General features: G+C 65.4%; 22 protein-coding genes. 16 read left to right on the forward strand and 6 right to left on the reverse strand.

What is annotated here, in order from left to right; genetic code table 11:
* Window positions 1-22: 22 nt before the first annotated feature.
* The 5 genes from JOF29_RS00650 to JOF29_RS00670 all read right to left on the reverse strand — a co-directional run bounded on the left by JOF29_RS00650 (window position 23) and on the right by JOF29_RS00670 (window position 5,996).
* Complete coding sequence (locus JOF29_RS00650) at window positions 23-904, reverse strand: hypothetical protein (protein ID WP_209692276.1); 882 nt, start codon at window positions 902-904, stop codon at window positions 23-25.
* 49 nt (window positions 905-953) lie between these two features.
* Window positions 954-1,838, reverse strand: a complete 885-nt coding sequence (locus tag JOF29_RS00655) for a hypothetical protein (RefSeq protein WP_209692277.1) — start codon at window positions 1,836-1,838, stop codon at window positions 954-956.
* 32 nt (window positions 1,839-1,870) lie between these two features.
* Window positions 1,871-4,297 (reverse strand): DNA topoisomerase, encoded by a 2,427-nt coding sequence (locus tag JOF29_RS00660; RefSeq protein ID WP_209692278.1) that lies wholly within the window; start codon window positions 4,295-4,297, stop codon window positions 1,871-1,873.
* A gap of 194 nt (window positions 4,298-4,491) precedes the next feature.
* The gene (locus tag JOF29_RS00665; protein WP_209692279.1) at window positions 4,492-5,661 is read right to left on the reverse strand and encodes a hypothetical protein; all 1,170 of its coding nucleotides are present in this window, start codon (window positions 5,659-5,661) and stop codon (window positions 4,492-4,494) included.
* Window positions 5,658-5,996 carry a hypothetical protein gene (locus JOF29_RS00670; protein WP_020385236.1) on the reverse strand — a complete coding sequence of 113 codons (339 nt, stop codon included), beginning with the start codon at window positions 5,994-5,996 and terminating at the stop codon, window positions 5,658-5,660. Before JOF29_RS00670 ends, JOF29_RS00665 begins: the two co-directional genes overlap by 4 nt.
* 283 nt (window positions 5,997-6,279) lie before the next feature.
* Here JOF29_RS00670 and JOF29_RS00675 point away from each other — a divergent pair, with 283 nt between their 5' ends.
* From JOF29_RS00675 to JOF29_RS00685, 3 genes are read left to right on the forward strand one after another with little or no spacing between them, the layout of a single operon-like run.
* Window positions 6,280-6,549: a hypothetical protein gene (locus tag JOF29_RS00675; RefSeq protein WP_209692280.1), complete on the forward strand. Its 270-nt coding sequence runs from the start codon at window positions 6,280-6,282 to the stop codon at window positions 6,547-6,549.
* A gap of 47 nt (window positions 6,550-6,596) precedes the next feature.
* Window positions 6,597-7,070, forward strand: a complete 474-nt coding sequence (locus tag JOF29_RS00680; protein ID WP_209692281.1) for a hypothetical protein — start codon at window positions 6,597-6,599, stop codon at window positions 7,068-7,070.
* Window positions 7,067-7,315 (forward strand): hypothetical protein, encoded by a 249-nt coding sequence (locus JOF29_RS00685; RefSeq protein WP_209692282.1) that lies wholly within the window; start codon window positions 7,067-7,069, stop codon window positions 7,313-7,315. Before JOF29_RS00680 ends, JOF29_RS00685 begins: the two co-directional genes overlap by 4 nt.
* A 209-nt stretch (window positions 7,316-7,524) precedes the next feature.
* Here JOF29_RS00685 and JOF29_RS00690 read toward each other — a convergent pair whose 3' ends face one another.
* The gene (locus JOF29_RS00690) at window positions 7,525-7,695 is read right to left on the reverse strand and encodes a hypothetical protein (protein ID WP_209692283.1); all 171 of its coding nucleotides are present in this window, start codon (window positions 7,693-7,695) and stop codon (window positions 7,525-7,527) included.
* 490 nt (window positions 7,696-8,185) lie between these two features.
* Between JOF29_RS00690 and JOF29_RS00695 the strand changes: the two genes are divergently transcribed.
* The 13 genes from JOF29_RS00695 to JOF29_RS00755 all read left to right on the forward strand — a co-directional run bounded on the left by JOF29_RS00695 (window position 8,186) and on the right by JOF29_RS00755 (window position 20,185).
* Window positions 8,186-8,434, forward strand: coding sequence for a hypothetical protein (locus JOF29_RS00695; RefSeq protein WP_209692284.1), 249 nt, complete (start codon window positions 8,186-8,188; stop codon window positions 8,432-8,434).
* Between the two features lie 182 nt (window positions 8,435-8,616).
* Window positions 8,617-8,973 (forward strand): hypothetical protein, encoded by a 357-nt coding sequence (locus JOF29_RS00700; protein WP_209692285.1) that lies wholly within the window; start codon window positions 8,617-8,619, stop codon window positions 8,971-8,973.
* Between the two features lie 270 nt (window positions 8,974-9,243).
* Window positions 9,244-9,474 carry a hypothetical protein gene (locus JOF29_RS00705; protein ID WP_209692286.1) on the forward strand — a complete coding sequence of 77 codons (231 nt, stop codon included), beginning with the start codon at window positions 9,244-9,246 and terminating at the stop codon, window positions 9,472-9,474.
* A 378-nt stretch (window positions 9,475-9,852) separates the two neighbouring features.
* A complete protein-coding gene (locus JOF29_RS00710) occupies window positions 9,853-10,332 on the forward strand; it encodes a single-stranded DNA-binding protein (RefSeq protein ID WP_209692287.1) in 480 nt (159 codons plus the stop codon).
* Window positions 10,333-10,570: 238 nt separating this feature from the next.
* Complete coding sequence (locus JOF29_RS00715; protein WP_209692288.1) at window positions 10,571-10,984, forward strand: hypothetical protein; 414 nt, start codon at window positions 10,571-10,573, stop codon at window positions 10,982-10,984.
* Window positions 10,985-11,189: 205 nt separating this feature from the next.
* Window positions 11,190-11,555, forward strand: coding sequence for a hypothetical protein (locus JOF29_RS00720; protein ID WP_209692289.1), 366 nt, complete (start codon window positions 11,190-11,192; stop codon window positions 11,553-11,555).
* On the forward strand, window positions 11,556-11,846 hold the full coding sequence (locus JOF29_RS00725; protein WP_209692290.1) for a hypothetical protein: 291 nt from the start codon (window positions 11,556-11,558) through the stop codon (window positions 11,844-11,846).
* Complete coding sequence (locus tag JOF29_RS00730; RefSeq protein ID WP_209692291.1) at window positions 11,839-12,195, forward strand: hypothetical protein; 357 nt, start codon at window positions 11,839-11,841, stop codon at window positions 12,193-12,195. The genes JOF29_RS00725 and JOF29_RS00730 overlap by 8 nt, the downstream gene beginning before the upstream one ends.
* A gap of 11 nt (window positions 12,196-12,206) precedes the next feature.
* Window positions 12,207-12,581, forward strand: coding sequence for a hypothetical protein (locus tag JOF29_RS00735; protein ID WP_209692292.1), 375 nt, complete (start codon window positions 12,207-12,209; stop codon window positions 12,579-12,581).
* A 967-nt stretch (window positions 12,582-13,548) separates the two neighbouring features.
* Window positions 13,549-14,592: a protein-L-isoaspartate O-methyltransferase family protein gene (locus JOF29_RS00740; RefSeq protein WP_209692293.1), complete on the forward strand. Its 1,044-nt coding sequence runs from the start codon at window positions 13,549-13,551 to the stop codon at window positions 14,590-14,592.
* A 580-nt stretch (window positions 14,593-15,172) separates the two neighbouring features.
* Entirely contained in the window at window positions 15,173-15,649 is a 477-nt protein-coding gene (locus JOF29_RS00745) for a hypothetical protein (RefSeq protein WP_209692294.1), read from the forward strand.
* Window positions 15,642-17,465 (forward strand): hypothetical protein, encoded by a 1,824-nt coding sequence (locus JOF29_RS00750; protein ID WP_209692295.1) that lies wholly within the window; start codon window positions 15,642-15,644, stop codon window positions 17,463-17,465. The genes JOF29_RS00745 and JOF29_RS00750 overlap by 8 nt, the downstream gene beginning before the upstream one ends.
* Window positions 17,462-20,185, forward strand: coding sequence for an ATP-binding protein (locus tag JOF29_RS00755; RefSeq protein ID WP_209692296.1), 2,724 nt, complete (start codon window positions 17,462-17,464; stop codon window positions 20,183-20,185). The genes JOF29_RS00750 and JOF29_RS00755 overlap by 4 nt, the downstream gene beginning before the upstream one ends.
* Window positions 20,186-20,551 lie beyond the last annotated feature (366 nt).

Raw genomic sequence — 20,551 nt, forward strand, 5'->3', positions numbered from 1 at the left:
CAGGGGTCGTGGTGCTGTCGGGTCAGCCCAGGAGGCTTTCGGTGGTGCCCTGGTAGAGGATCCGGAGCATCTGGTGGGACTCGTCGCGGCCGAGCATCGTGACCTCCTTGATCATGAGAGAGGAACCCTCGACCTCGGCTTGCAGGACCAGGTGTCCTTGGCGCAGCGCGTCGGCGCTCTTGCCCTTGAGCAGGACGTATTGATGGATGGAGGTGAACTTGCCACCCACATGGCCGGTGAGGATGTCGTACTGCTCGTTCTGCAGCTCCAGGAGATCCGGATCCCGTACCTGGAGAGCCTGATTGCGGCGTTCGAGGTTGGCCACCTGGTGGTAGATCCGCTGCGGCTCCTTCGTGGTGATGAAGACGTGCTCGCAACTGGTCGGCACCTTCCGCCAGAACGAATCGACACGATCCAGGATCGAGGTCCGGTCCTCGTCGAACAGCAGGTAGCTCGCCGAACCGACGACGAGGTACACCTGGCCGAGGCTGCCGTCGGAGAAGCTGATCGCGCCGTTTTCGGTCACGTCGTCGACACCGACGATCGAGTAGAAGCCGCTTGGATCAGCACTGCGCCGCGTGAGTACCAGCCGGGCCTTTCTCGGCAGGTACGCCAGCAATGCCGGTACGGTCATGAAGCGCAGTTCTCTGGTCCTGGTCAGGCCGCCGAGGTAGAACACGGTGATGAGCGACCAGACGACGAACAGCACGATGAGCGCCGGTCCGGCAGACTTGATGAACGTTGTCGTTGCCGCCCACAGCGTGACGAGGACGCCGCCGCCCAGGAACAGGATCTGCTTCATGGGAGATGGCGGGACCTGCCAGCCGCCGACGCTGAACGAGATCTCGTGGTCGAGGAAGGGCCTGTTCAGCGGTGCTGGGATCTTGTAAGAGTGGCGGGCCATAGCTGCTGTCCTTACTGCCGGGTCATCGGGCCAGGGGAGTGCTCGGCTGTCACGGTGCCTCGAGGAGGGGGACGGGACCGCGCAGATCGAGGACCGCGAAGCATCCGGGTGTCCGCTCGCGGTCGAGGATTTCCTGGCGGACAGGGACTGGCTGAGTCGCACCGTCTGCCGTTCCGCGCCGAAGGATCGTGCGCTCGGAGTGGCGCAGGTGATAGCGGCCGCTGACGGTGAGCGTTTCCTTGCCCGGGTCGAGCACCGAGAGCACGCGTTCGGTGTGTTCGCGCTGCGCTGTTCGCGCGTACGTCAGGTCGCTCGGGTCCCAGCCCGCGCCGTCGCCCAGGTAGGCGAGCAGCCCCGGAGTGGCCAGAGCCTCATGCGCGAGCACGACGTCAGGACCGATCGGCGACGACAACAGTCCCTGCGCCTGCGCATCAGTCGTGAGCTCCGCGGGCCACCAGTTCCTGCCCGGCACACGCAGGCTGCGGTCGAGGCTGGCTGCTCCCGACAGCCAGCCGATCGCGTGGACGGGATCGGCGAGGCCGCCGTTGCCTGCGAGGACCACGCCGGAGCGGGGCAACAGATCGATATGGGAGAAGATCTGAACGGTACCGTTGGCGTCGCGGGGGAGAGCGTCGATCAGGTCGTAGTTCTCGAGGCTGCCGAGCACCACGTAGAGCCGGAGCCCCAGCTTGGCCAGCGTGCTGTTGAGCTCGTCGAGGGCGCGTGACTCGGCGCGGGTGCCGCTCCAGATCAGCCCGAAGTTGCCGAGTTGTACCAGCGAAGTGCACCCTCGCTGAGCCAGAATCGCCGCGGCTCCTCGCAGAAAGCCGGCGTCGCCGTGTGCGTCGCCTATCAGCCCGACGAGTCCGCCCAGGACCGGGTCCGATGCCAGCTGCGCAGGGGCTACAGCCCTCGAAGGATGAACGGTGGTCATCAAGGAAGTCCTTTCCGTTGCTGCCGCGGAGTTCATGCGAAGGCCGGCACGATCTTTTTCCTGCCGTCCTCGTTCTTCCAGGTGAGGTCCGCGTCGAACTTCCTGCCTCTGGCCGAGGTCAGGCCCTTCACATGGATGCTCGTTCCGCTGGCCAGCGCGGTGCGCTCGTCGTCGGTGAAGACGTGCTGGCACCAACTCGTCGGCGGGAGCGAGGTGTCGAAGTCGGGGACGATCTTCTTGCCTTCGCCGGGCTTGTCTTCCTTGAACCAGACCTTGCACTGGAAGGCGTTGCCCTGCTTGCTGAGGAAGTCGCCGGACTCGACCGATCCACCGGCCGCGAGCTGTTTGAGCTCGGCGGGTGTGAACACGTGGGAGCACCACTCCTTGGGTGGCTGGGCAGCGCCGCTGGCGTCGCGGCGGCCGAGGCCGAGCTTGCTGAAGCCGACAAACTTGTTGCCTTTGAACGTCTGTTCGGCCAGCTCGCCGAACACGTCGTAGGTCTTGCCCTGCCGGCTCCTGGCCTGGAACTCGATTGTCTCGGCGGCCAGCAACTGCTGTACTTCCTGGTCGCTGAACCGGTGGCCACCCCACGCACGGGCAAATGTCACTGACTGGCCGGTCTTCGCCCAGGTACCAGCCGCACGCTCCTTGTGCGTGACTGCGGTGCCTTGCGGACCGAGTTTTGCCTCGATTGCCGCGGCGTTCTTCTCCATCTGCGCGATGTCCTCGCGCACCCAGTCCGCGACGACGGCGAGGCGTTCCTCGGCGGTCGCGGATCCGGCGGCGATGTCGCGCATGTCGGCATAGATCTTCTCTGTGAGATCCAGGCTGCCGATCCGCGTGCCGGGCAGCAGCAGCCAGCTCAGCTGGCCCGCGTCGGCGAGGGTGAGCTTGCGGCTTCGCTCCACGAGCAGTGGGTACTTCACGCTCGTAGAAGTCACCTCGCTGTAGGTCGAGGTCCGCGTTGCGCCTGTGCCGACGTCGCGCTTCTCGAGCTGCTTCATGAGCCACTTCATGCTCGGGTGCTCGGGGCGCTTGTTCGCGCCTTCGAAGACGAACGGCTCGGCGTTGCGGCCTAGTCCCTTGCTGGTCTCAGTCGCCACCGGGTCTGCCGTAGCGGAGTTGTCTGCAGGATCGTCACCGGAGTCCGGGTCGAACACAGCCTTCCAGCCTGCGCTCTTGGGCACGTTCGCGATCCCGACGAACTCCGCGTAGCGCCGTACGTGGCCCTTCTGCTGCTCGTAGACGTAGTCCTCGGCCAGCATGGCCAGGTAATTCTTGGCCAGGGTCTCGTAGATGAGGCGGCCGGTCTGGCCGAACCGTTGCGCGACGTCGTCCAGCGACGCAGGCACCTTCGGTCCCGGCCGGTTCGCACCGTGCGCGCCTTGAGGTTTGACGTGCGTTCGGCGTGGCTTGCGGTGCGTCAAAAGAGCAATGTCGACACCCGCGACCGCGGCGATGTTGTCGGCGAGTGGCGCGAGCTCGTTGAACTGCTCCGGCGTGATCGTCTTGTCCTCGGTGCGCGGGTAACTGACGACCTGTGCCTCGTACATCTTCTGGTACGTCTCGAGGACGAGTTTGGCCTTCACGCCCTTGCCGACCAGCATCGACGACAGCGCCGCGAGGTCGAGCAGCCGCGGCGGCGCGGTCTGCTTCGTCACCGTGGCGTCGAGCACGACCGGCGATGCCGCGTACCGCTGCGGTACCTGAGCCTTCTGCCCGAATCGCGGCTCGTTCGGGTTCGTGTACATGACGTCGTTCTCGTCGCGGAAGCGGTTCTGGAAGAACGGCTGCTTGACGTAGTCGCTGTACGCCTTCAGCTGGTCCCCGACCAACTTGACCATCGCGGACTTCAGCCGGCCCTGCCGCAGCACCGTGTCCCGGCCGCGGGAGCGCGCGATGCTGGTCGCGCAACGGGTCCACTGCATCGACAGGAAGTCGAACTTAGAGCGGTAGATCGCCTTGGCATACTCGTCGAAGTGCTGCAGCGAAGCGATCGTCTTACGCGACGAGAACGCCTTCTGCAGCGACGCCGGTGCCTCGTCGGTGAAATACATGCGCGACCACGACTTCGGCCGCAGACCCAGCTCAAGGAACGCATTCACGGCAATCATGCCGCCCTCACCCGTCGGGTCCACATCGGTCGCTATCACGATCTCGTCGCAGCCGGCCAGCGTCTGCTTCACCTCCTGCGCCACCTTGGCAACGCCCTTGATGACCTCCAGATCCCAGGTGAGGTCGCGCGGATCCCAGGGAAGATTCGCCAGGTCCCACCGGTGATACCTGCCTGCCAGAGCGGGATCGGACACCATCTGGTGCGGGTCGACGAACTCATACAGGTGCCCACGTGCGTGGGCGATGACGAACCGCTCGCCGTTGTAACTGCCGCTCTTGCCTCCCAGTGCCGCCGCGAAGTGGCGCGCGGCCGACGGCTTCTCGGTCAGGATCCCCACAGTCATATCGACTCCACCTCAGATGTCTCCATCGCGGACACCGAGCAGCCTATCCTGATAGTCATTCAATAGTCTATTGAATGACTATCTGAATGGGTCGAGTGATGCGGTGAGGACGTGGATCGGTCGCAACTACTGCGATTGGGCCTTCCTGGCGCTGGACGCTGATCTCGTGCTGGAGGTCGGCCGCGGCTACGTGCTCACCGGATCGGCCTTCCGTCCCGGTCGTCCTCGAACTTGCTGCGCTTCCGCGTCTCATCCCGGGCTCTGTCGCGAATATAGATCGCGTCCTGATGTGTGATCGGCGCGTCATGGATGTTGTGCGAACCGCGCAAGAAGTTCACCGTGCGATCGGCGATCGAGTACGCCACCGATTGCTCGATGACAGCGCTGGTCCGCTGAATGGCTGTCGCCATCGCGTGCAGACGCTCCAGCTGGGCGGTGCGCTCGTGCTCCAGTTGCTCGAGGGTATCGATGCGCCCGGCTATCGAACCGAGCAATGGGTCCTGTGAGCGGAACAGCTCGACGGCCACCTGTGTCGCCGGGTCCGTCTCCATGCGCACGTCCAGCTGGGCCAGCAAGAAAGCCGTCACCAGAGCACCCTGGCTCAGCCGCCGGCTGAACGCCTCGGCCACCTTGTCGCTGACACGTCGCTCGCGTATGGCCGCGGAGTGAAGCTGCAGGCGCAGCGCATCCACGAGCGCGCGAGGCAGGTTCCGCACCATGGGCTGGCTCGCCAGGCCGATGATCCGGAAACCTGACTCCGGCAGGGATTCGGCAGTACCGCTGCCGCCGCCCCTTGTTCCGGTTGCTGCCTGGATCGCGTCCTGCTGGTCGGTCTTGCGGTGCGCTGACACCGCGGACTCGGCCAGGTTATCGAGGTTCCGCTCGTCCTCGGCGTCCAGTACCGCATCGAGCTCCTGAGGTGCTCTGATCTCCGGCCTTGGACCACTCGTATCTGTGCCATCCGATCGGGGAGACGTCGCGGCTGGTTGCTGTGGGTCCGGTAGGGGCGCCGATGTACCGCCGCTGCCCGACGAGCTGCTGCGGCGCGGGCTACCGCCGTGGTTCGTCGGACTGCCCGCACCCACTGCCTCAAGCCCATCGTGCGCCGCTCTCTCGGGGGTGGGTTTGTCGGGCACCGGCTCGGACGCCGGGGGGCCGGCTGCCTGCCCAACATGAGTGGCATCTTCAATCGGTGGTTCGGCAACGTCGAAGGTCGGCTCGTCGTATGCGGCTCCCTCGGCCGGCGGAGGGGTTCCCGCGCCGGTCCGCCGGAACTCGTCGAGGAAGGACGTGTCGACCTCCATCGAGTCGTTGGCCTTCGCGTCATCGAGCAGGTCCTGAAAACTGCCGCCACCCATGATCACAACTCCCCGTCCTCGGCATCGAGCAGATAGTTGTCGCCTCGAGTGAGGCCGATGAGGGAGTCGAAGCCCTGTGTGACAACCCGCTCGAGGTTCGCGCTGTTCGTCGACAAAGCCTTGACCTCGTCGACCAGCTGATTGAGCCGGGCGATCTCAAGAGTCGGCAGGTCGTAGTCCAGGTTCTCGCGCCGGATCTTCTCGTCGACAGCCTCGGCCATGTACTCGTTGACCGACGTGTAGCCGCGGCGCTGGGCCCAATACTCCGCCCGCTGCTTGACGTCTGGATGGAGGCGCACGACCGCGCGCTCCCGGCGATCCTGGTTGACGACTGCCGACATGCCGAACCTCCCCGGTGAGCATCCACGTCCTTTATTAATACATCATACTAAGCCATTTAGATACTCATGTAATGTCTATCTAATGGTTCATTGTGGCTACGGGTCGGCTTGGGCTCGTGAGATCGACAGAGTCGATCCGGGATCTCAGCGAAGAAGAAACCTGGTTGGTTGCAGGGCGCCCGGTTGAGTCCGGGCGCCGGAACCCGCAGCACTACGCGTGCGCAGGACCTCCAACGACCACTGCAGGTCTCATCCATCGACACGACATTGAGGACCACCTGCCATGCCCACAAAGACCATGACCCGAATCGACGCCGGACTGATCACCCTGAACCTTCCGGTGAGCTCCGACGGCGGAACCTGGTACCAGATCCCGTTCAAAGGCGAGAGCGCCACATACGTCGACCGCCAGGCAGCCGCCTACGTCATCGCCTACCGGGACCGGGTGGACATCGCCATCGACGAGAACACCGACTGGTCACGATTCCCGACAACCTTCGACGCCCTGTGCGCCAACGTGCCCGTCTACGCAGTGGAGTACGCGCAGGCCTGATCCACGTACTCGCCCACCCACGTCCCGAAGCGGGAGCACCGATCACCATGTCATTCCTCGAACACATCGGCTACCTCGAGACCGAGGGACAGGAGCAGGCGCGACTCGCCCAGTCCCCCGAGGGCTCGACCAACCACTACCTGTCCACGCTGCCGATCACCCTTGCTGACTGGCCCCAAGACTTGCTGGTCGAGCTGCCCTGGAAGCCGCCGCGCACCACGCAGCCGCACCGTGTCGTCGTCGTACCCCTCGACTACCGGCCGGACTCGCGTCCTGGTCGCCTTGACAAGGAGCCGTTGCCGCGCAAGCGCAACAGCGGCGCGTGGAGCTGTGCTGTGGTCTCGTCCGACCATCCGAGCTATCCGGCTGGCGGCTATCGCATCGTCGTATCAGCCGCCGAGATCGCGCGCGGCCGCAGGATCGACCTCGCCGGCGTCCTGGCCAGTCCGAAACCGTCCCCAGCGATGACCACGTGCAAAAGCACGGCTGGGCAATCCGATGGAAGTGGGACGCCGTCATGAGTACCGCTACTTTCACCGACAAGCTCGGCGCCCCCGGCCGCAGCGGAGACCAGGTGATCGTGCCGATTTGCAACGACGACGGGCTGCCTCAGCTCGCGATCGCCGAGGTGGTCGAAGTCGTCGTGCGGGAGCCCAATCCATTCGCTTCCGAACTGAGCGTGCGCACACGCGTCGGCGACGACGAAAGCTGCGTCTACGAACCCGACGAGATCGTCATTCTCGCTGCGGCCGGCCCCGCGCAATGAGTGACGGCTATCGGTCCGGCGGCGAGACAAGCCAGCTCGCTGACAACGACTTCTCGATGACGTGCTTAAGGCGCACACCTGCAACACCATCCCCGTGGTGCCCTGCGTGGTAGCCACCAAGACAGGAGAGCCGTGATCTTCCGTAACATCGCACGAATCCTCGCCGTCGTCCTGATCGGCGCCGGTGCCCTGGTGGCCTGCAGCGACGATCAGCAGGCCTGTGCCGCCATCGCAGGTAGCCCGTCGAAGCCGAGCCCGCCGAGGCCGGGATCCCAGCGCACCTCGTCGAAGGTGCAAGACCGGCCGATGAAGGCCTCTGGCTCGAAACCGGGCAGCAGCAAAAAGACGACAACGAACCCGTACTGGCGCACGTCGACCAAGCCCACCACCTGGGGCGGCTACAACACCGGCGGGCGAAACTGGTCGCAGCCGTACCGGAAGAACATGCCGCTCGCACCTCAGCCGGTCATCGTGAACTACTACGGCCGCGACTACCGCACCTATCCAAGCTATCCCGGCTATTACACAGTTGGGGTATGGCCCGAAGGGTACGGCGCCCGATACGGCTGCGTGGCTGACCGCGAGAGTACTCCGGAGCCGACCGGCACACCGACGCCGTCCCCGACAGCAACGGCAACCACCACCGTCGAGCCGACCACGACTCCGACCGCCTCCGCGACCCGCAGCGGAACGGCGCCTCCGAGCGACACAGATCGCTAGGCGTTGACCGCCGCCTCGGCCCGCGTCCCCGCCGCAGGATGCCCAGCCCCAGGCCATGCGAACGGCCGCCCCGTCTCGAGGAACGCGACGCAAGCACAACCGCAGCCAGACGACCCTTCGTCCACCCCTGTGCGCAGAGAGGAACCACAAATGCGGATCTATCACGGCACAGCGGTAGACAACGACGCACCGTTCGTCAGCATGGTGGTAATTGCCAAGGATGAGGTGTTAGCACGTCGGGTGATGCACGAGTACGAGGCAGACGTCCACACAGACGACCCGCGCCTGGACAACCAGATCTGGCTCAATCCAGAGCTGAGCCGCATTCAGGTCCTCGGTGAGGCAGCGCCGCACCTCGCAGCAGGGAGCGTGTTCTGTCCCGTACCGGGTGCGATCTAGCCGTGGAGGAGGCATTCGGCCCCACCTCCAGCAAGGAGCCATGGAAGGAGGCGATGGTCGATCCGACCGCTGCTCGCTCCGGAACGACCAGACGGCCCAGAGGTCGCCCCAGAAGTGTGACGCAGTGCCGCCCTCTGCGCGTGCTCCCGAACGACCCACCCAAGCCCACCAAGGAGACCCCAATGACCACGCCCGAGCCAACCATGACCACCATCGGCAATGAGGTACCGATCCGCTTCTCCGGAGGCCTGGTCGAATTCGTCGGCACAGTGCTCCACGACCCGGCAACCGGGCTACTCGTACTGGACACCGGCGACGGCGAGCCCGAGGAGTACCTGAGCATCTCGCTCGATGCCTACGGCATCTCGCGAGAAACCGACGACGAGGTTTTCATCAAGGACAGCGACGAAGGCGAGGGCGTCGCACAGAGCCTCATCGACGCAGGCCTGGCCGAGATCGTTGGCGAGCACAAGATCGGGTCGTTCTCGTCACGGGCCCTGCGCTTGCGACTTCTCCCGAAGGAAGGCTGCTCAGCGTAGCTGCGGAGGAGGACAAGCCCGTTCACATCAGGAGAGCCAGCAAGGCATCCGAGAGGCAGAGACAAAACACGGCTTCAGCAGAGGATCACGAGCTGCAGGACACGAGCAGGGATCAACGGAGTTGATCCGGGCTTCATCTGGACAGCACACCTGGTCTGGCTGATCTCGGCCTCGGCGGTCTGCTTGTCGCCACTCAACCACCTAGCCCGGCGTCTGGTGCATGACACCTCAACGGGAGTAGGCCTACGGCGTTCACAGGAGGACTGCCCCATGCCCGCAAACGATCCGAGCGAGATCGAGATCGACATCGCCGTAGCGCAGAAACAACTCGCGAAGCTTGCCGACGAGCAGCGGCGCATTCAGGAAAAGATCCACGTGGAACTGAGGACCCAGAACCTGATTTCGTTCTTTGCGGCCCTTAAGCAACCTGCGGCCCCGGGCGCCGACGACAGCGAACTCGAAGCGCTTCAGCTGGAGATTCGCACCCGCCTAAAGAGCTGATCTGCAAGATCTCGCGGGCAGCCGTTCTCATTCTGCATCTCCGCGGTCTCCCCGGGCCCATCACGACAGCCGTGCTGCCTACGACGTGTGCTCAACGGGTCCCGGTAGTGCCAGCGACGCACGGCTACAGCGAAGCCTGCGAGATCGATCAGCATGGCTGATCCGCGACTCGAAACGGAAGGCCTCCACTCGATCGGCGAAGCCGATTCGGGCGTCGAGATGACTACCGAATCGTGACGAGTCGCCTTGAACGGCAAGCCCTTTCGAGGCATTCCACGACCCAACTCAGAAACCGGCGGCAAGCCGCCTCGGCAATCAGAGCAGCAACTCCATCGCCGTACCTGCTCTGCCATCCAGCCAACTCACCAAGGAGACATCATGTCGAACCCGGTCAACCACGGAACCCTCGTCGGCCGTCTGGCCCGTGACCCGATGCGATTCAGCAACAGCGACGGCTCGCAGAAGGTCGTCTTCACGGTCTTCGCGGACCGCGACTACAAGAACGCCCAGGGCGAGGCACTGTCGGACGCGATCTCGGTCGAGGCGTTCGTGCGCAAGGAGACGACCTTCGAGGAGACTCCCTTCGCCAAGATTCATCAGGGAGACAAGGTCGCGTTGAGCACGACCTTGCGCATGGACTCCTACGTGCGCAACGGCGAGAACATCTACGACCTGAAAGTCGTTGTCGAGAAGGTCACCTTCCTCGATTCGCTCCAGGTCACCCAGGCCCGCCTGGCTGAGCGAGTTGCCGCCGCTGAGCAGACCAATCTGGCCGCCCGCGCAGCTGTGCCGGCACAGGCCAAGGCCCTTGTCGGGGCCCAGAGCTCGCCGATTGGCTCCGAACTCCCCTTCGGCTGATCACATCCGGTGCGCAGAGCAACCATCTGTGGACGGGAACCACCTCCGGGCCTTGCTGCAGGGAGGGCGTTCCCGTCCCCGGCAACTCCGGCGCCGACACATATCGATGGGTCTGATCTGGCTCCGAAGACGGTCCGCCTCTAGGCCGGGCTAGACAGCACCTTCTGAACGAATCCCGGATCCATCGCCGCCCCTATGAGGAGCCCATCATCGAAACTGAATCGAGAGGTGCCGCCGCATGCCCGAACCACTGCTAGTGAAGACGTGGCACTTCCTGCGTCGCGGCCGAGTCTTGCGTGCTGCGCAAGGCTTCCGTGCTGCCTGGGCCACGCACGCGATGGTCGACGACCTCGCGCCGCGGATGCTGTGTTCTGAGGCAACAACGCTAGCCGACCTGCTGTGTGCGTTGGGCGAGCCGGAGTTCGCCGGCCTGTTACTGACCGCCCATGCCGTCGAGGACGCGGAGGTGCCGGATCGCCTGGCCGGCCATTACGGAGATTCCAGGATCGACGAGGCCCAAGTAGAGGCCAGGCTCGCGCATTGGCGCGAATGGGGCGAAGTCAACCAGCCGGTCCCCGCGGATCACGACCTGGACATCACAGCGCACACGGTCAGCTGGGACGAGCTTGCAGGTACCGACCGGATCGCTTGAGCACAACCCCTGCCGGCTTTGCATCGACGCGTCAAAACCATCTTCGCTGAACCCGCCGATACCGAAGCGTCCTGGAGCCCCGCTCTACAACTGACCGCCGCGAGCACTCGCCCCGGTGAGCCAGCGAACCCACCCTTGCCCAACACACCTGGCCACCGATCGGCAGCCGCGATCGGTGGCATTAGTCCATTGGAGGCAGCACTCGATGCAGCTCATTACGGATTGCTCCGAGTTCACACAGTTCACCGACGAGAACCTGGGAAGCACCGACTGGCAGCACGCCGCCGAGAGCTACCTCGACGCCAGAGTCGAGGGACGCGCGTTCACCGCCCACGGCCACTGGCCCCGCGGGGTCCAGTGCACCCTGAAGCAACCACTCGAACAGCACGTGATCTTCTCTCGCGTGGTCCGCGATCACTTCACCGGCGCGGTGATGGTCTCGACCGACATCGCCGCGGTCAACCTCGCCACCTTGTGCGCTTGGGCAGCGGCGGGGTCGCCGGAGAGTCTGACAGTGCAGCCTGATGGAACCGACGGTCATCGACAGATCCGGGAACGAGGCGATGGATAGATGAGTCAGCCCGTTGTGGTGTCGGACCTGAATCCAGGCGATTACGTCTGGGGCATCGGGTGGACCACGCCCCTATTCGTGACTGGGGTGTGGACCCCGATGCACCCGGCGCTGGAAACCGCCGGCTACCTGATTGTCACGGGTCACCGGTATCTGCTCACCGAGAACCGTTGGAGCCCACGCGTGCAGAAGCTTACCTACCTGGCCGGCGACCAACTGACTCGCGATGATCCAGCCGCGGCAGCCTCGGTCTACGGCGTACCGGCGGGCAAGGAAACCAGCGATGGGTAGCTCAATCGCCAGTATGAGAGCGGGCCACCGCGTCAGCATCGCGCAAGCTCAGGCGACGGCCGCAACGCGCCACGATGATCTCGTCTCCGTTGCACTGCGCCGTCCGGGCTGGCTCGACCACGAAGCCCGACTGCGGCACCGCGTCAATCGCATCACGGCGCGCTGGGTTGGCGTGGCAACCACCCCCAACACACGCCAGAAACTCGCGATCCTGCGTGACCCGGTTCACCCGGCCCAGATGCTGACCTCGGTACCGCTGACCTGGCTGGTCAGCGTCGATGACGCCACCAGGCAGGACCGAGCCGCGGTCGACGCCCAACGCGCGCAGCGCACTGAGCCTGCCGAGTAGAGGAGCGCCGCTTGACCAATCTCGTCCACAAGTACGCCGAACTGCAATACACAATCCCCAGGGCCACGGTTGCGACGATCCTGCACCGGGCGGCTGCCGATCCGAATGACCAAGTGACGCTGATCGGCGACGAAGGCGGCATCACTGCCACTGTCACCCTGCAGACCGGATACGACAGCGCCGCCCAGGCGACCAGCGACGCGGTGTCTCTGGTCAGCGCCGAGCTGTACCGCCATACCCGTCAGCAAAGTGGCATCCCGGCGCCCTGGCGGGTGCTGATCGTCGACCGCGACGGCATGGCCGACCACCTCGCACATCCGTATGCCACCACCGGCCCCGAAACGTTGCCTCCGCACGATGACGGCTTGGCCGGAACCACATCCTGATCCACACCGTGGTCATCGGATGCCGGGCCAGAGCCTATGCCGCACGGGGCCCTCAGCGGCAACCACCGTCGGGATGCGCAGCCAGGCAGATTCCTGCTGACCTGGAACGACAATCGTGCACCGCGGGGACCCCGCCGATTGAGCATGGCGCTCTGTCGGCGGGGTCTTCGTTTCTGCCAATCAGTGCTGCTACTCCTGCTTGCTCGCCTCAGGTTTGAGGACTGAGGGTGAGGCGCCGGCCTTTGTGTCGGTGCTTGGCCCGCTGTCGCTCAGGCAGCAGCCGTCTGGCCATCACCCGGGCGGCGGTTGAAGGGAGTATGGAATGGCTGAGGTCTCTTGCGCGCGCTGCGGGAAGCCATGGGACGCGAAGTATCTGCGAGGCCAAATGGCCTGGTACGAGTGCGTGGACTGCGGCGCTCACATCGAGAAGTTCAAAGATGGGAGCTGGCAGGACGAGCGTTCCCCTTGGCACGGCTCGCCGGCAAACTGCGCGCACCCGCTTGGCGGCCATCTGCGCTGGAATGACAGGCACAGCGCCGGTGTCCCCGACCTGATCGTCGACAGCCTCGATCCAGCGGCTTGGCTCGAGGCTGTGCTCGCTGACCTAGGTTGCCCCGAGTGCGGGCTCCACGACGGCAGACCGCTACCGAAATCGGTGGCGAGGACCTGGCGCAGCTGGCTGAGGAGGAAGATCGGGAAGGTAACGAGCTAAGCGATCACCCAGCGGTGGCACCTGGCCCCTGTGCAGCTTCGGCTGACAGGGGCCAAGTTTTTGCCCTCTGAGTCAATGTGGTTCTACCGTCCGGACACGTCGGCTGGGATCGCTCTCGACCGAGGGCCTGATCGCTGCTGCATCCGGTTGCCTCAATCGAGACCGATTGCCGGACTCTCGGCGAGGTGGGTAGCTCATCCCGGCGATTCCACGTCAACATCCAAATCTGAACTTTCTGTGTCGAAGGGGAACCTCGTGTCCGACCTGATCGAGGCCGCTGTCCAGGCCGTGCCCCGGCAGCACTACACAGACCACCCCGAGCTCGGCTCGGTCCCACATTCGACGGTTCAGGCGGCCATCGAGAGGGACCTGGCCAGGGCGGCGGTGCAGCGCGGAATGCGGGTCATGGAGATCGGGACTGGGACCGGCTACAGCGGCGCACTTCTAGCAGAGATCGTTGGACGAGATGGATACGTCGTTTCGATCGACATCAACCCGAGGCTGACCGATCGGGCGGGCAAGTTGCACGCCGAACGGGGCGTATCAAACATCAAGCTGGTCACCGCTGACGGGCACCTGGGCTCGGAAGAGCACGGCCCCTATGACGTAGTGGTCGGGTGGGCGACTCCAACGCACATCCCCGCCGCGTGGGTCGCGCAGTGCGTTCCCGGCGGCAGCATCTCGACGCCCGTCTACATCGCGCGCGTGGCGCGAACAGTCGGACATGTCACGGTCACGGTCAACGACCAAGCTGAGCCGGTCGGACCAAAGCTCGGGGCGGCGGTTTATGTCGACATGGGATCCGAGATCAACACGAACCTCGGGATCCCGCAGTTCTATGTCGATGCGCGCACCGAAGACGACTCGCCGTGCTGGGTGTCGGTCGCTTGGCGCGACAAGACGCCCAAGCCCGATCCGTCTGACACGCTCGCCATGCTCCAGCACGCCGACTTTTCTCAGGAGGTCAGCTTCAGTGACTCTGAGCCAGAGCAGGCCGCGCGCTGGCGGGATTTCCGCGCCTACTGCGTCGGCCGTGAGGATGCGATGGCGTCGGATCTGACGGCGTTCGGTACAGGAGAGCCGTACTGGATTACCGCGATTGGCTTCAGCCGCTGGGACAGTGCCGCGGTGCTGACAGCCGAGGGGCAGTTCCTCGCCAACCGCGAAGATTCGCCCGCAGCCGCGAAGCTGAGGGCCGTCATCCAGGAGTGGTACGACGCGGACAGGCCCGGCCTAGGCGCGGTCGAGGCAGATCTGGCAGCCGCTCCGGGCGGATGGTTCGTCACAGTGCGGACCTAGAGCATGAATGCAGTGCAGCGCTTGTGCGCTTGTGCAACGCCGGCCCTCGATGGGCGGTACTGACAAACGGCCTTGCGCCGTCCGACTGGTCGGCATCCGGCGCCAGCGGCTGCGCCAGCTGGCCCCTGAACGCGAGGTCTCGGGAAAGCGAATGCCCCGGCCGGAAGGCGCAAAGTGAAGGGAGTGCCTGTGCTTCACACCTGCCTCAGACGGGGCATTCATCGTCCGGTCACGATGATTCCACCAACCCATCACGGAGGCGGGCCGCTTCCAGACTGAACCCATCGTCTCCCACGGGCGAGGTCACCCACAACGGCCTCGGGTTCGCAGCAACGGAGTCTGATGCCAGCTTCGTGGTGCGCTGGGCACGTTCAGTAACTACAGTTACCTTGCGCGGCCCACTGGGGAGACCGCACGTTCTCGGGAGGATGCGGTGGCTGGCACGCGGGCCGGGCTCGAAGGTCGGCAGCACACCCACCTGCTTTTACCGCATGCCGCCTTGGACTCTCCGCAGCGAGCCTTGTTTGAGAGCGCGTTAGGCCCAGCCGGCTGGACAATCGATCCCGACGACAGCTCCAGCATGTCCCTACGCTGGAATCGGGGCCGCGCGGCCCTGCGGCTGCAGACACTCGGCTGGTTCCCCCTGCTGGTGACGGTCGGCCCGATCGGGAAGGCGACCGCGGTCCACCGGGATGCCGCAGCCAGGCTGACGGCGGCTGTCCTGGCCGGGCGCGGCATGAATTTCACCGAGCAGCAGATGGTCGAGTACCTGCCGCAGGCACAAGCCCGCTGGCAGCGCGCGCTAATGGAGCGTCGGCGACTATCCACAGCGGAGCGACTGCTGCAGGCGCGCCGCTGCTCATACTGTGCCTCGTGGTCCGACCCGTCCGCGACGCACTGTGCCGGATGCCGCCGGCGGTTCACCGTCGCAGACGACACGGAATGGGACACCACAGTCAGCCGCGCGACGGCAACCGTGGCTGAGGCCGAGGCGATCCTCGCCGACCTGGCGCGTGGTGTGGTGCTGGAGCGGCTCAACGGGGCGTCACATGGCTGAACCGATCGTTGCGACTCGTGAGGCCGAGCAGTGGGGCTGGGAGTACCGCGGGCAAGAGGTTGTGGTCGTCGAGCAGCAAGACCCACCAGTCCCCGCCGTACCGCCCCCGTCGACGCTCGCGACGTTGGAGACCAAGCGTGCTTCTGCAGCCCGGGTGAGTCCCGTCCTGACCTGGGCGACGACGGGGGTTGCTGCCGCAACCGCTGTGGTCTACGTCGCCGTCGATCCGTTGCTGGCCCTGGTGCCTGCCGTGATGGCAGTGGGCCTCGGTTGGTTGCGATGGGGCCGTCCGGAGATGCTGCGCCGGGCTGCGGTCAAGGAGCATCAGCGGTGGCTGGCCGACTGTGTCACCACGATGGCCGGGTTCGAGCGCGACGTACAGGTTTGGCAGCAGGAGCTGAGCGACCGGGAGCAGACGAAGGCGCTGCAGGTCAGTGCCGTGCGTCCGTGGGTGCCGGTCGGCCCGGTGACCAAGGAGCGCGTCGACCTGTACGGCGGGACTGCCGCCGGCTGGCGTGCTGCGTTGCTCGCGATGGGCAGCTCGCTGATGAGTGCGGGCGGGCGGCTCGTCGTGCTCGACCTCACCCAGGATGCCGTCGTTGAGCCGCTGCGCCGCATGGCCGGCGAATACGGCGCACCGATCCGGTCGGCCGTCGTACCGAACGAAACGAAGGCTCTGAATCCGCTGACCGGTCTGAGCCCGGACGAGATCGGTGTGGTGATCGCTGAAGGGCTGCGCGGGGCAGAGCCCGAGCAGAACGAGTCGCGCGGTGTCGATGCGAGCTTGGTCCAGCAGATTGTTGAGTGCTTGACCGACGGTCCGGTTACGTTCACGAGGCTGCACTTGGCGTTTCAGGTGCTGCTGCGGCAGCTGACGCCGGACCAGCGGGGTGAGCTGACGCGTCCGGAGTACATGAAGCTGGCCGATTTGCTGAGCGAGTCTGCCCGGCGTACGGCGGAGGCTCGGTTGTTCCGGCTGGCTGCTGGCGTGCAGCGGTTGTCTGCCGTCACCGGAGACGAGCCGATGGACGGGTGGGACGGCGACGAGGTTTCGTTGCGGGTATTCGAGCTCTCGCCCCGTGAGTCAGAGCTGTCTGCCTCGTTGCTGCGGCACTTGATGTTCCAGATCACGATGGTCCGAATCCAGCGCGGTCAGCTGTCGGGGCTGGGCGAGCGCATTGTCGTGATTGCTGGGGCAGATGCTGTGGCGAGGCCGGAGCTCGAGCGGTTCGACAGCATCTGCCGGCGCAACGGGCTCCGGCTCGTGCTGCTGTTCGCGCATCTGCGCGACAGCGCCGTGGAACTTCTTGGCGGCGGCGACGCGGTGCTGTTCATGCGCCTCGGGAACGCGAAGGAAGCCGAGCAGGCCGCGACCTTCATCGGACGGCAGCATCGGCTGGTGGCGAGCCAGTTCACGTACTCGCACGGGACGAACACGTCCACCTCGACGTCTGACAGCACTACGCGCGGCAACAGCGCCTCGACGAGCGACTCGGTCGGCGTACAGACATCTGACAGCCGGCAGACGACCTTTGGATTGCTGTTCAGCCGGCGGCACCGGTCCGGGTCCAAGACGTCTGGTGAGCAGTATTCGTCGTCGACCACTGGTGGGACGTCGTGGTCGGAGGCGATCTCGAGTTCGGAGTCGAGCGGCTCTACGGAGAGTACGTCGGTCGGGTATCAGCGCACGTATGAGTACTCGATGGAGCCGACGGTGCTGCAGGGCTTGTCGCCGACTGCCTTCGTGATGGTGGACCCGCTCGATCCGGCGAGTCCGCGGCTTGGCGACTGCGATCCGCGGCTGGGGGATTCATGATCTCGAACAGCGCGATTCCGCAGTGGCGCCTCACCGAGGTGCCGTTGGCCGGCGGGCCGGATACGGATGCGGCGCAACGCCTTACCGCGCTTCGGCGTGGGCTGTTGCCGACGCTGATGATGCTGGCATCGGCTGGGCGGCCGTTCAGTTGCTGCTGGACTCGCGCGGTGGCAGGTGGGCCGATCGAGGTCCGGGTGGGGATCGAGCCTGTGGAGGGTTCAGTGTCCTATCCGGTCGGCGCACGAGCTGTCGATGCGGACTCAGCGAACTTTCCCTACTGGGTAGAGGTGAACGGCGCGCACGACGTACTCACCGCGCTGCCCGAGGCCGAGGTCGAACCAGCCGGAACGCTGGAGGACCTGGCCGAGGTTTTGCCGGCCTTCGCCTGGCTGATCACGGCTGCTCCCGTCGGAGCAGGGGAGCGCTCCGAACTGCTCGACGACCTTCATCTGCAGATGACGATGGGGCTGGACCGCGAGAAGGTCTCAGGAAGGGATGCGCTGGAGCTGGAGCGCAACCGCGCCCGCTACCGCGACTTCTCCGCCGCACAAGGCGGCCTGTGGTCCGTGCAGATCCTCGCAGGCGGGGCCGATGAAGCCAGTGCGAGACTGGTCGCGCAGACCTTCGCCGGGGTGGCCGACCTGCACGCCACCCCCTACGCCTTGACTCCACAGCCTGCGATTCGCTCTGAAGCGGCCGAAGCCGAGGCGAGTGCACCCGATCCGACGGGCTTCAAGGCGACGGGGGAGCTGCTTGCTGCGATCGGGCGACCGCCGGTGCGTGAGATCGCCGGTGTTCGTGTGGTCGAACAGGTGCGGTTCGACTTGACGCCTGAGACGCCGGCGAACGGGATCCCGCTGGGCGATGTCATTGATGCGGCCGGGCGGGCGGTCGGGAGCATGACGGTTTCGCAGGACACGTTGAACCGGCACGCATTCGTTGCCGGCGCTACGGGGTCCGGTAAGTCGCAAACGATCCGGCATCTGCTCGAAGGGCTCACTGACGCATCCATACCGTGGCTGGTGATTGAGCCCGCGAAGGCCGAGTACGCGGCGATGGCCGGCCGGTTGGGCTCGGACTCGAGTGTTGCGGTCATTCGGCTCGGCGACCCTGACGCCGTACCGCTGAGTTTGAACCCGCTGGAACCCGAAGCCGGGTTCCCGCTGCAGACGCACCTCGACCTTGTCCGTGCGCTCTTCCTCGCGGCATTCGAGGCGAACGAGCCGTTTCCGCAGGTGCTCAGCCAGGCGCTGAACCGGTGCTACACGTCGTACGGCTGGGACCTCGCGCTGAGCCGAGGCGGGACCGAATACCCGTCCCTCGCCGACCTGCAAACGACAGCGCGCGCGGTCGTTGACGACATCGGGTACGGCGCTGAGCTCGCGGCGGACGTCCGCGGCTTCGTCGATGTCCGCCTGACCTCACTGCTCCTCGGGACGCCTGGCCGGTTCCTCGGCGGGGGATACCCGCTCGACGTTGCTGATCTGCTCAGCCGCAACGTCGTACTCGAACTCGAAGATGTCGGCGACGACCAGGACAAAGCGTTCTGCATGGGCGTCGTCCTGATCCGGTTGATCGAACACCTTCGCGTGCGGCGTGGACCGTCTTCCAGCCTGCGCCACGTGACCGTCGTCGAAGAGGCGCATCGCTTGCTCAAGGCAAGTACTGACGGCGCCACTAGTCACGCAGTGGAGATGTTTGCCGGCTTGCTCGCCGAGATCCGCGCGTACGGCGAAGGCATCATCGTTGCGGAACAGATCCCCAGCAAGGTCATCCCCGACGTCGTCAAGAACTCCGCCCTCAAGATCCTGCACCGGCTGCCCGCCGCCGACGACCGCGAAACCGTCGGCGCCACGATGAACCTCGACGAGCCCCAATCCCGAGCCGTCGTCTCACTCCCACCTGGCCAGGCCGCCGTCTTCACCGACGGCATGGACCGCCCCGTGCGGGTTCGCATCCCGCACGGCGAACCACGCGAGCAACGAGCCGCTACACCACCGACAGTCAAGGCTGCCGATCGCCGGACCCGCTCGCGTGGAGGAGCCAACAGTGATCGACTTTCCACCGTTCGCGAGATCGCGGATGTTGCCCAGCTTCTTGAGCAGAACCCGCGATTCGTGGTGTGGGTCGAGTTGCTGACAGTAGCTCACTTGGCCGCCGCGCCTAGACCGATACCCGTATCCCCGTGGGTGTTCGACGACGTCTCGCCAGAGGTGGTCCAGCACGCGATCGGCGAGTCAGTCGGCTCGGCCGTGGCCGGACGGTTGGAGGCGATCGAAGGCCACGTCGTACCGGCCAGGCTGACCGATCATCTCACCGAGGTCGTACGTGGTGTCGTGAGGGAGCAAGAGCTCAGCTGTGCGGCGACAGAGATCGAGTGGCAGGCCGGAGCGTTCCGGTTCGCCGATGTTGCCGACGCCTTGCGAACCTATTCCGGGCCAGCCGACGCGCCGCACCCATTGACCGAAGAGTGGGGCAAGCGAGGGCTGAAGCTGTGGGGATCGACGATCGAGGAGCAGATTTGGAGCTTCATGAAGGTCGGCTCCGTCAGCGTGCCGCCGGCACTGCTGCTCGGTGATGGCACCCTGGTTCGTGCAGCCGCCAGTCTGTCCACCGCCACCGATTGGCACTCACAACTCCTCGAGGCGACGCACGGACTGACCGTGCCCGGACACTGGCATCGCTATATCTTCCAGACGCTGGAAAGCGCGGGCGAGTAGTGCCATGGACCGACCACGCCGACCCGAACCCAACGAACCGGACGTCCCTTCCGGCCAAGCCCCCACCCCTGACGCTCCCGTAGAGCGGACTATCCCGGACCCCGTCGACAACAGGCCGGATCCTGAACCCCACTTGCAGCAGGGTGTTGCCGATTCGGCCGAGCGAACCGTCGAGGAGCAAGCGGCGGCCCCCGACCGGGCCGGACAAAGACTCGCCTGCTTCGCGACTGGACGAAGTTCAAGAAGACCAGCCGGATCGACCCTCGACTCGGCCCGCAGGTGACGCCGCCGAGGTCGTGGACCAACGACGCCGGCGCGACGAAGCAGCGACCGAGACCCCAAAGACGTCCGGCGAGGCGGCCTCGA

Origin of the sequence: Kribbella aluminosa (genome assembly GCF_017876295.1) — a bacterium.
In the GTDB taxonomy this organism is placed as follows: domain Bacteria; phylum Actinomycetota; class Actinomycetes; order Propionibacteriales; family Kribbellaceae; genus Kribbella; species Kribbella aluminosa.

Excerpts from the sequence above, each read along its gene's own strand:
- JOF29_RS00650 (WP_209692276.1), bottom strand. The coding sequence starts at position 904 with ATGGCCCGCCACTCTTACAAGATCCCAGCACCGCTGAACAGGCCCTTC.
- JOF29_RS00655 (WP_209692277.1), bottom strand. The coding sequence starts at position 1,838 with ATGACCACCGTTCATCCTTCGAGGGCTGTAGCCCCTGCGCAGCTGGCA.
- JOF29_RS00660 (WP_209692278.1), bottom strand. The coding sequence starts at position 4,297 with ATGACTGTGGGGATCCTGACCGAGAAGCCGTCGGCCGCGCGCCACTTC.
- JOF29_RS00670 (WP_020385236.1), bottom strand. The coding sequence starts at position 5,996 with ATGTCGGCAGTCGTCAACCAGGATCGCCGGGAGCGCGCGGTCGTGCGC.
- JOF29_RS00675 (WP_209692280.1), top strand. The coding sequence starts at position 6,280 with ATGCCCACAAAGACCATGACCCGAATCGACGCCGGACTGATCACCCTG.
- JOF29_RS00680 (WP_209692281.1), top strand. The coding sequence starts at position 6,597 with ATGTCATTCCTCGAACACATCGGCTACCTCGAGACCGAGGGACAGGAG.
- JOF29_RS00685 (WP_209692282.1), top strand. The coding sequence starts at position 7,067 with ATGAGTACCGCTACTTTCACCGACAAGCTCGGCGCCCCCGGCCGCAGC.
- JOF29_RS00695 (WP_209692284.1), top strand. The coding sequence starts at position 8,186 with ATGCGGATCTATCACGGCACAGCGGTAGACAACGACGCACCGTTCGTC.
- JOF29_RS00700 (WP_209692285.1), top strand. The coding sequence starts at position 8,617 with ATGACCACGCCCGAGCCAACCATGACCACCATCGGCAATGAGGTACCG.
- JOF29_RS00705 (WP_209692286.1), top strand. The coding sequence starts at position 9,244 with ATGCCCGCAAACGATCCGAGCGAGATCGAGATCGACATCGCCGTAGCG.
- JOF29_RS00710 (WP_209692287.1), top strand. The coding sequence starts at position 9,853 with ATGTCGAACCCGGTCAACCACGGAACCCTCGTCGGCCGTCTGGCCCGT.
- JOF29_RS00715 (WP_209692288.1), top strand. The coding sequence starts at position 10,571 with ATGCCCGAACCACTGCTAGTGAAGACGTGGCACTTCCTGCGTCGCGGC.
- JOF29_RS00720 (WP_209692289.1), top strand. The coding sequence starts at position 11,190 with ATGCAGCTCATTACGGATTGCTCCGAGTTCACACAGTTCACCGACGAG.
- JOF29_RS00725 (WP_209692290.1), top strand. The coding sequence starts at position 11,556 with ATGAGTCAGCCCGTTGTGGTGTCGGACCTGAATCCAGGCGATTACGTC.
- JOF29_RS00730 (WP_209692291.1), top strand. The coding sequence starts at position 11,839 with ATGGGTAGCTCAATCGCCAGTATGAGAGCGGGCCACCGCGTCAGCATC.
- JOF29_RS00745 (WP_209692294.1), top strand. The coding sequence starts at position 15,173 with ATGTCCCTACGCTGGAATCGGGGCCGCGCGGCCCTGCGGCTGCAGACA.
- JOF29_RS00750 (WP_209692295.1), top strand. The coding sequence starts at position 15,642 with ATGGCTGAACCGATCGTTGCGACTCGTGAGGCCGAGCAGTGGGGCTGG.
- JOF29_RS00755 (WP_209692296.1), top strand. The coding sequence starts at position 17,462 with ATGATCTCGAACAGCGCGATTCCGCAGTGGCGCCTCACCGAGGTGCCG.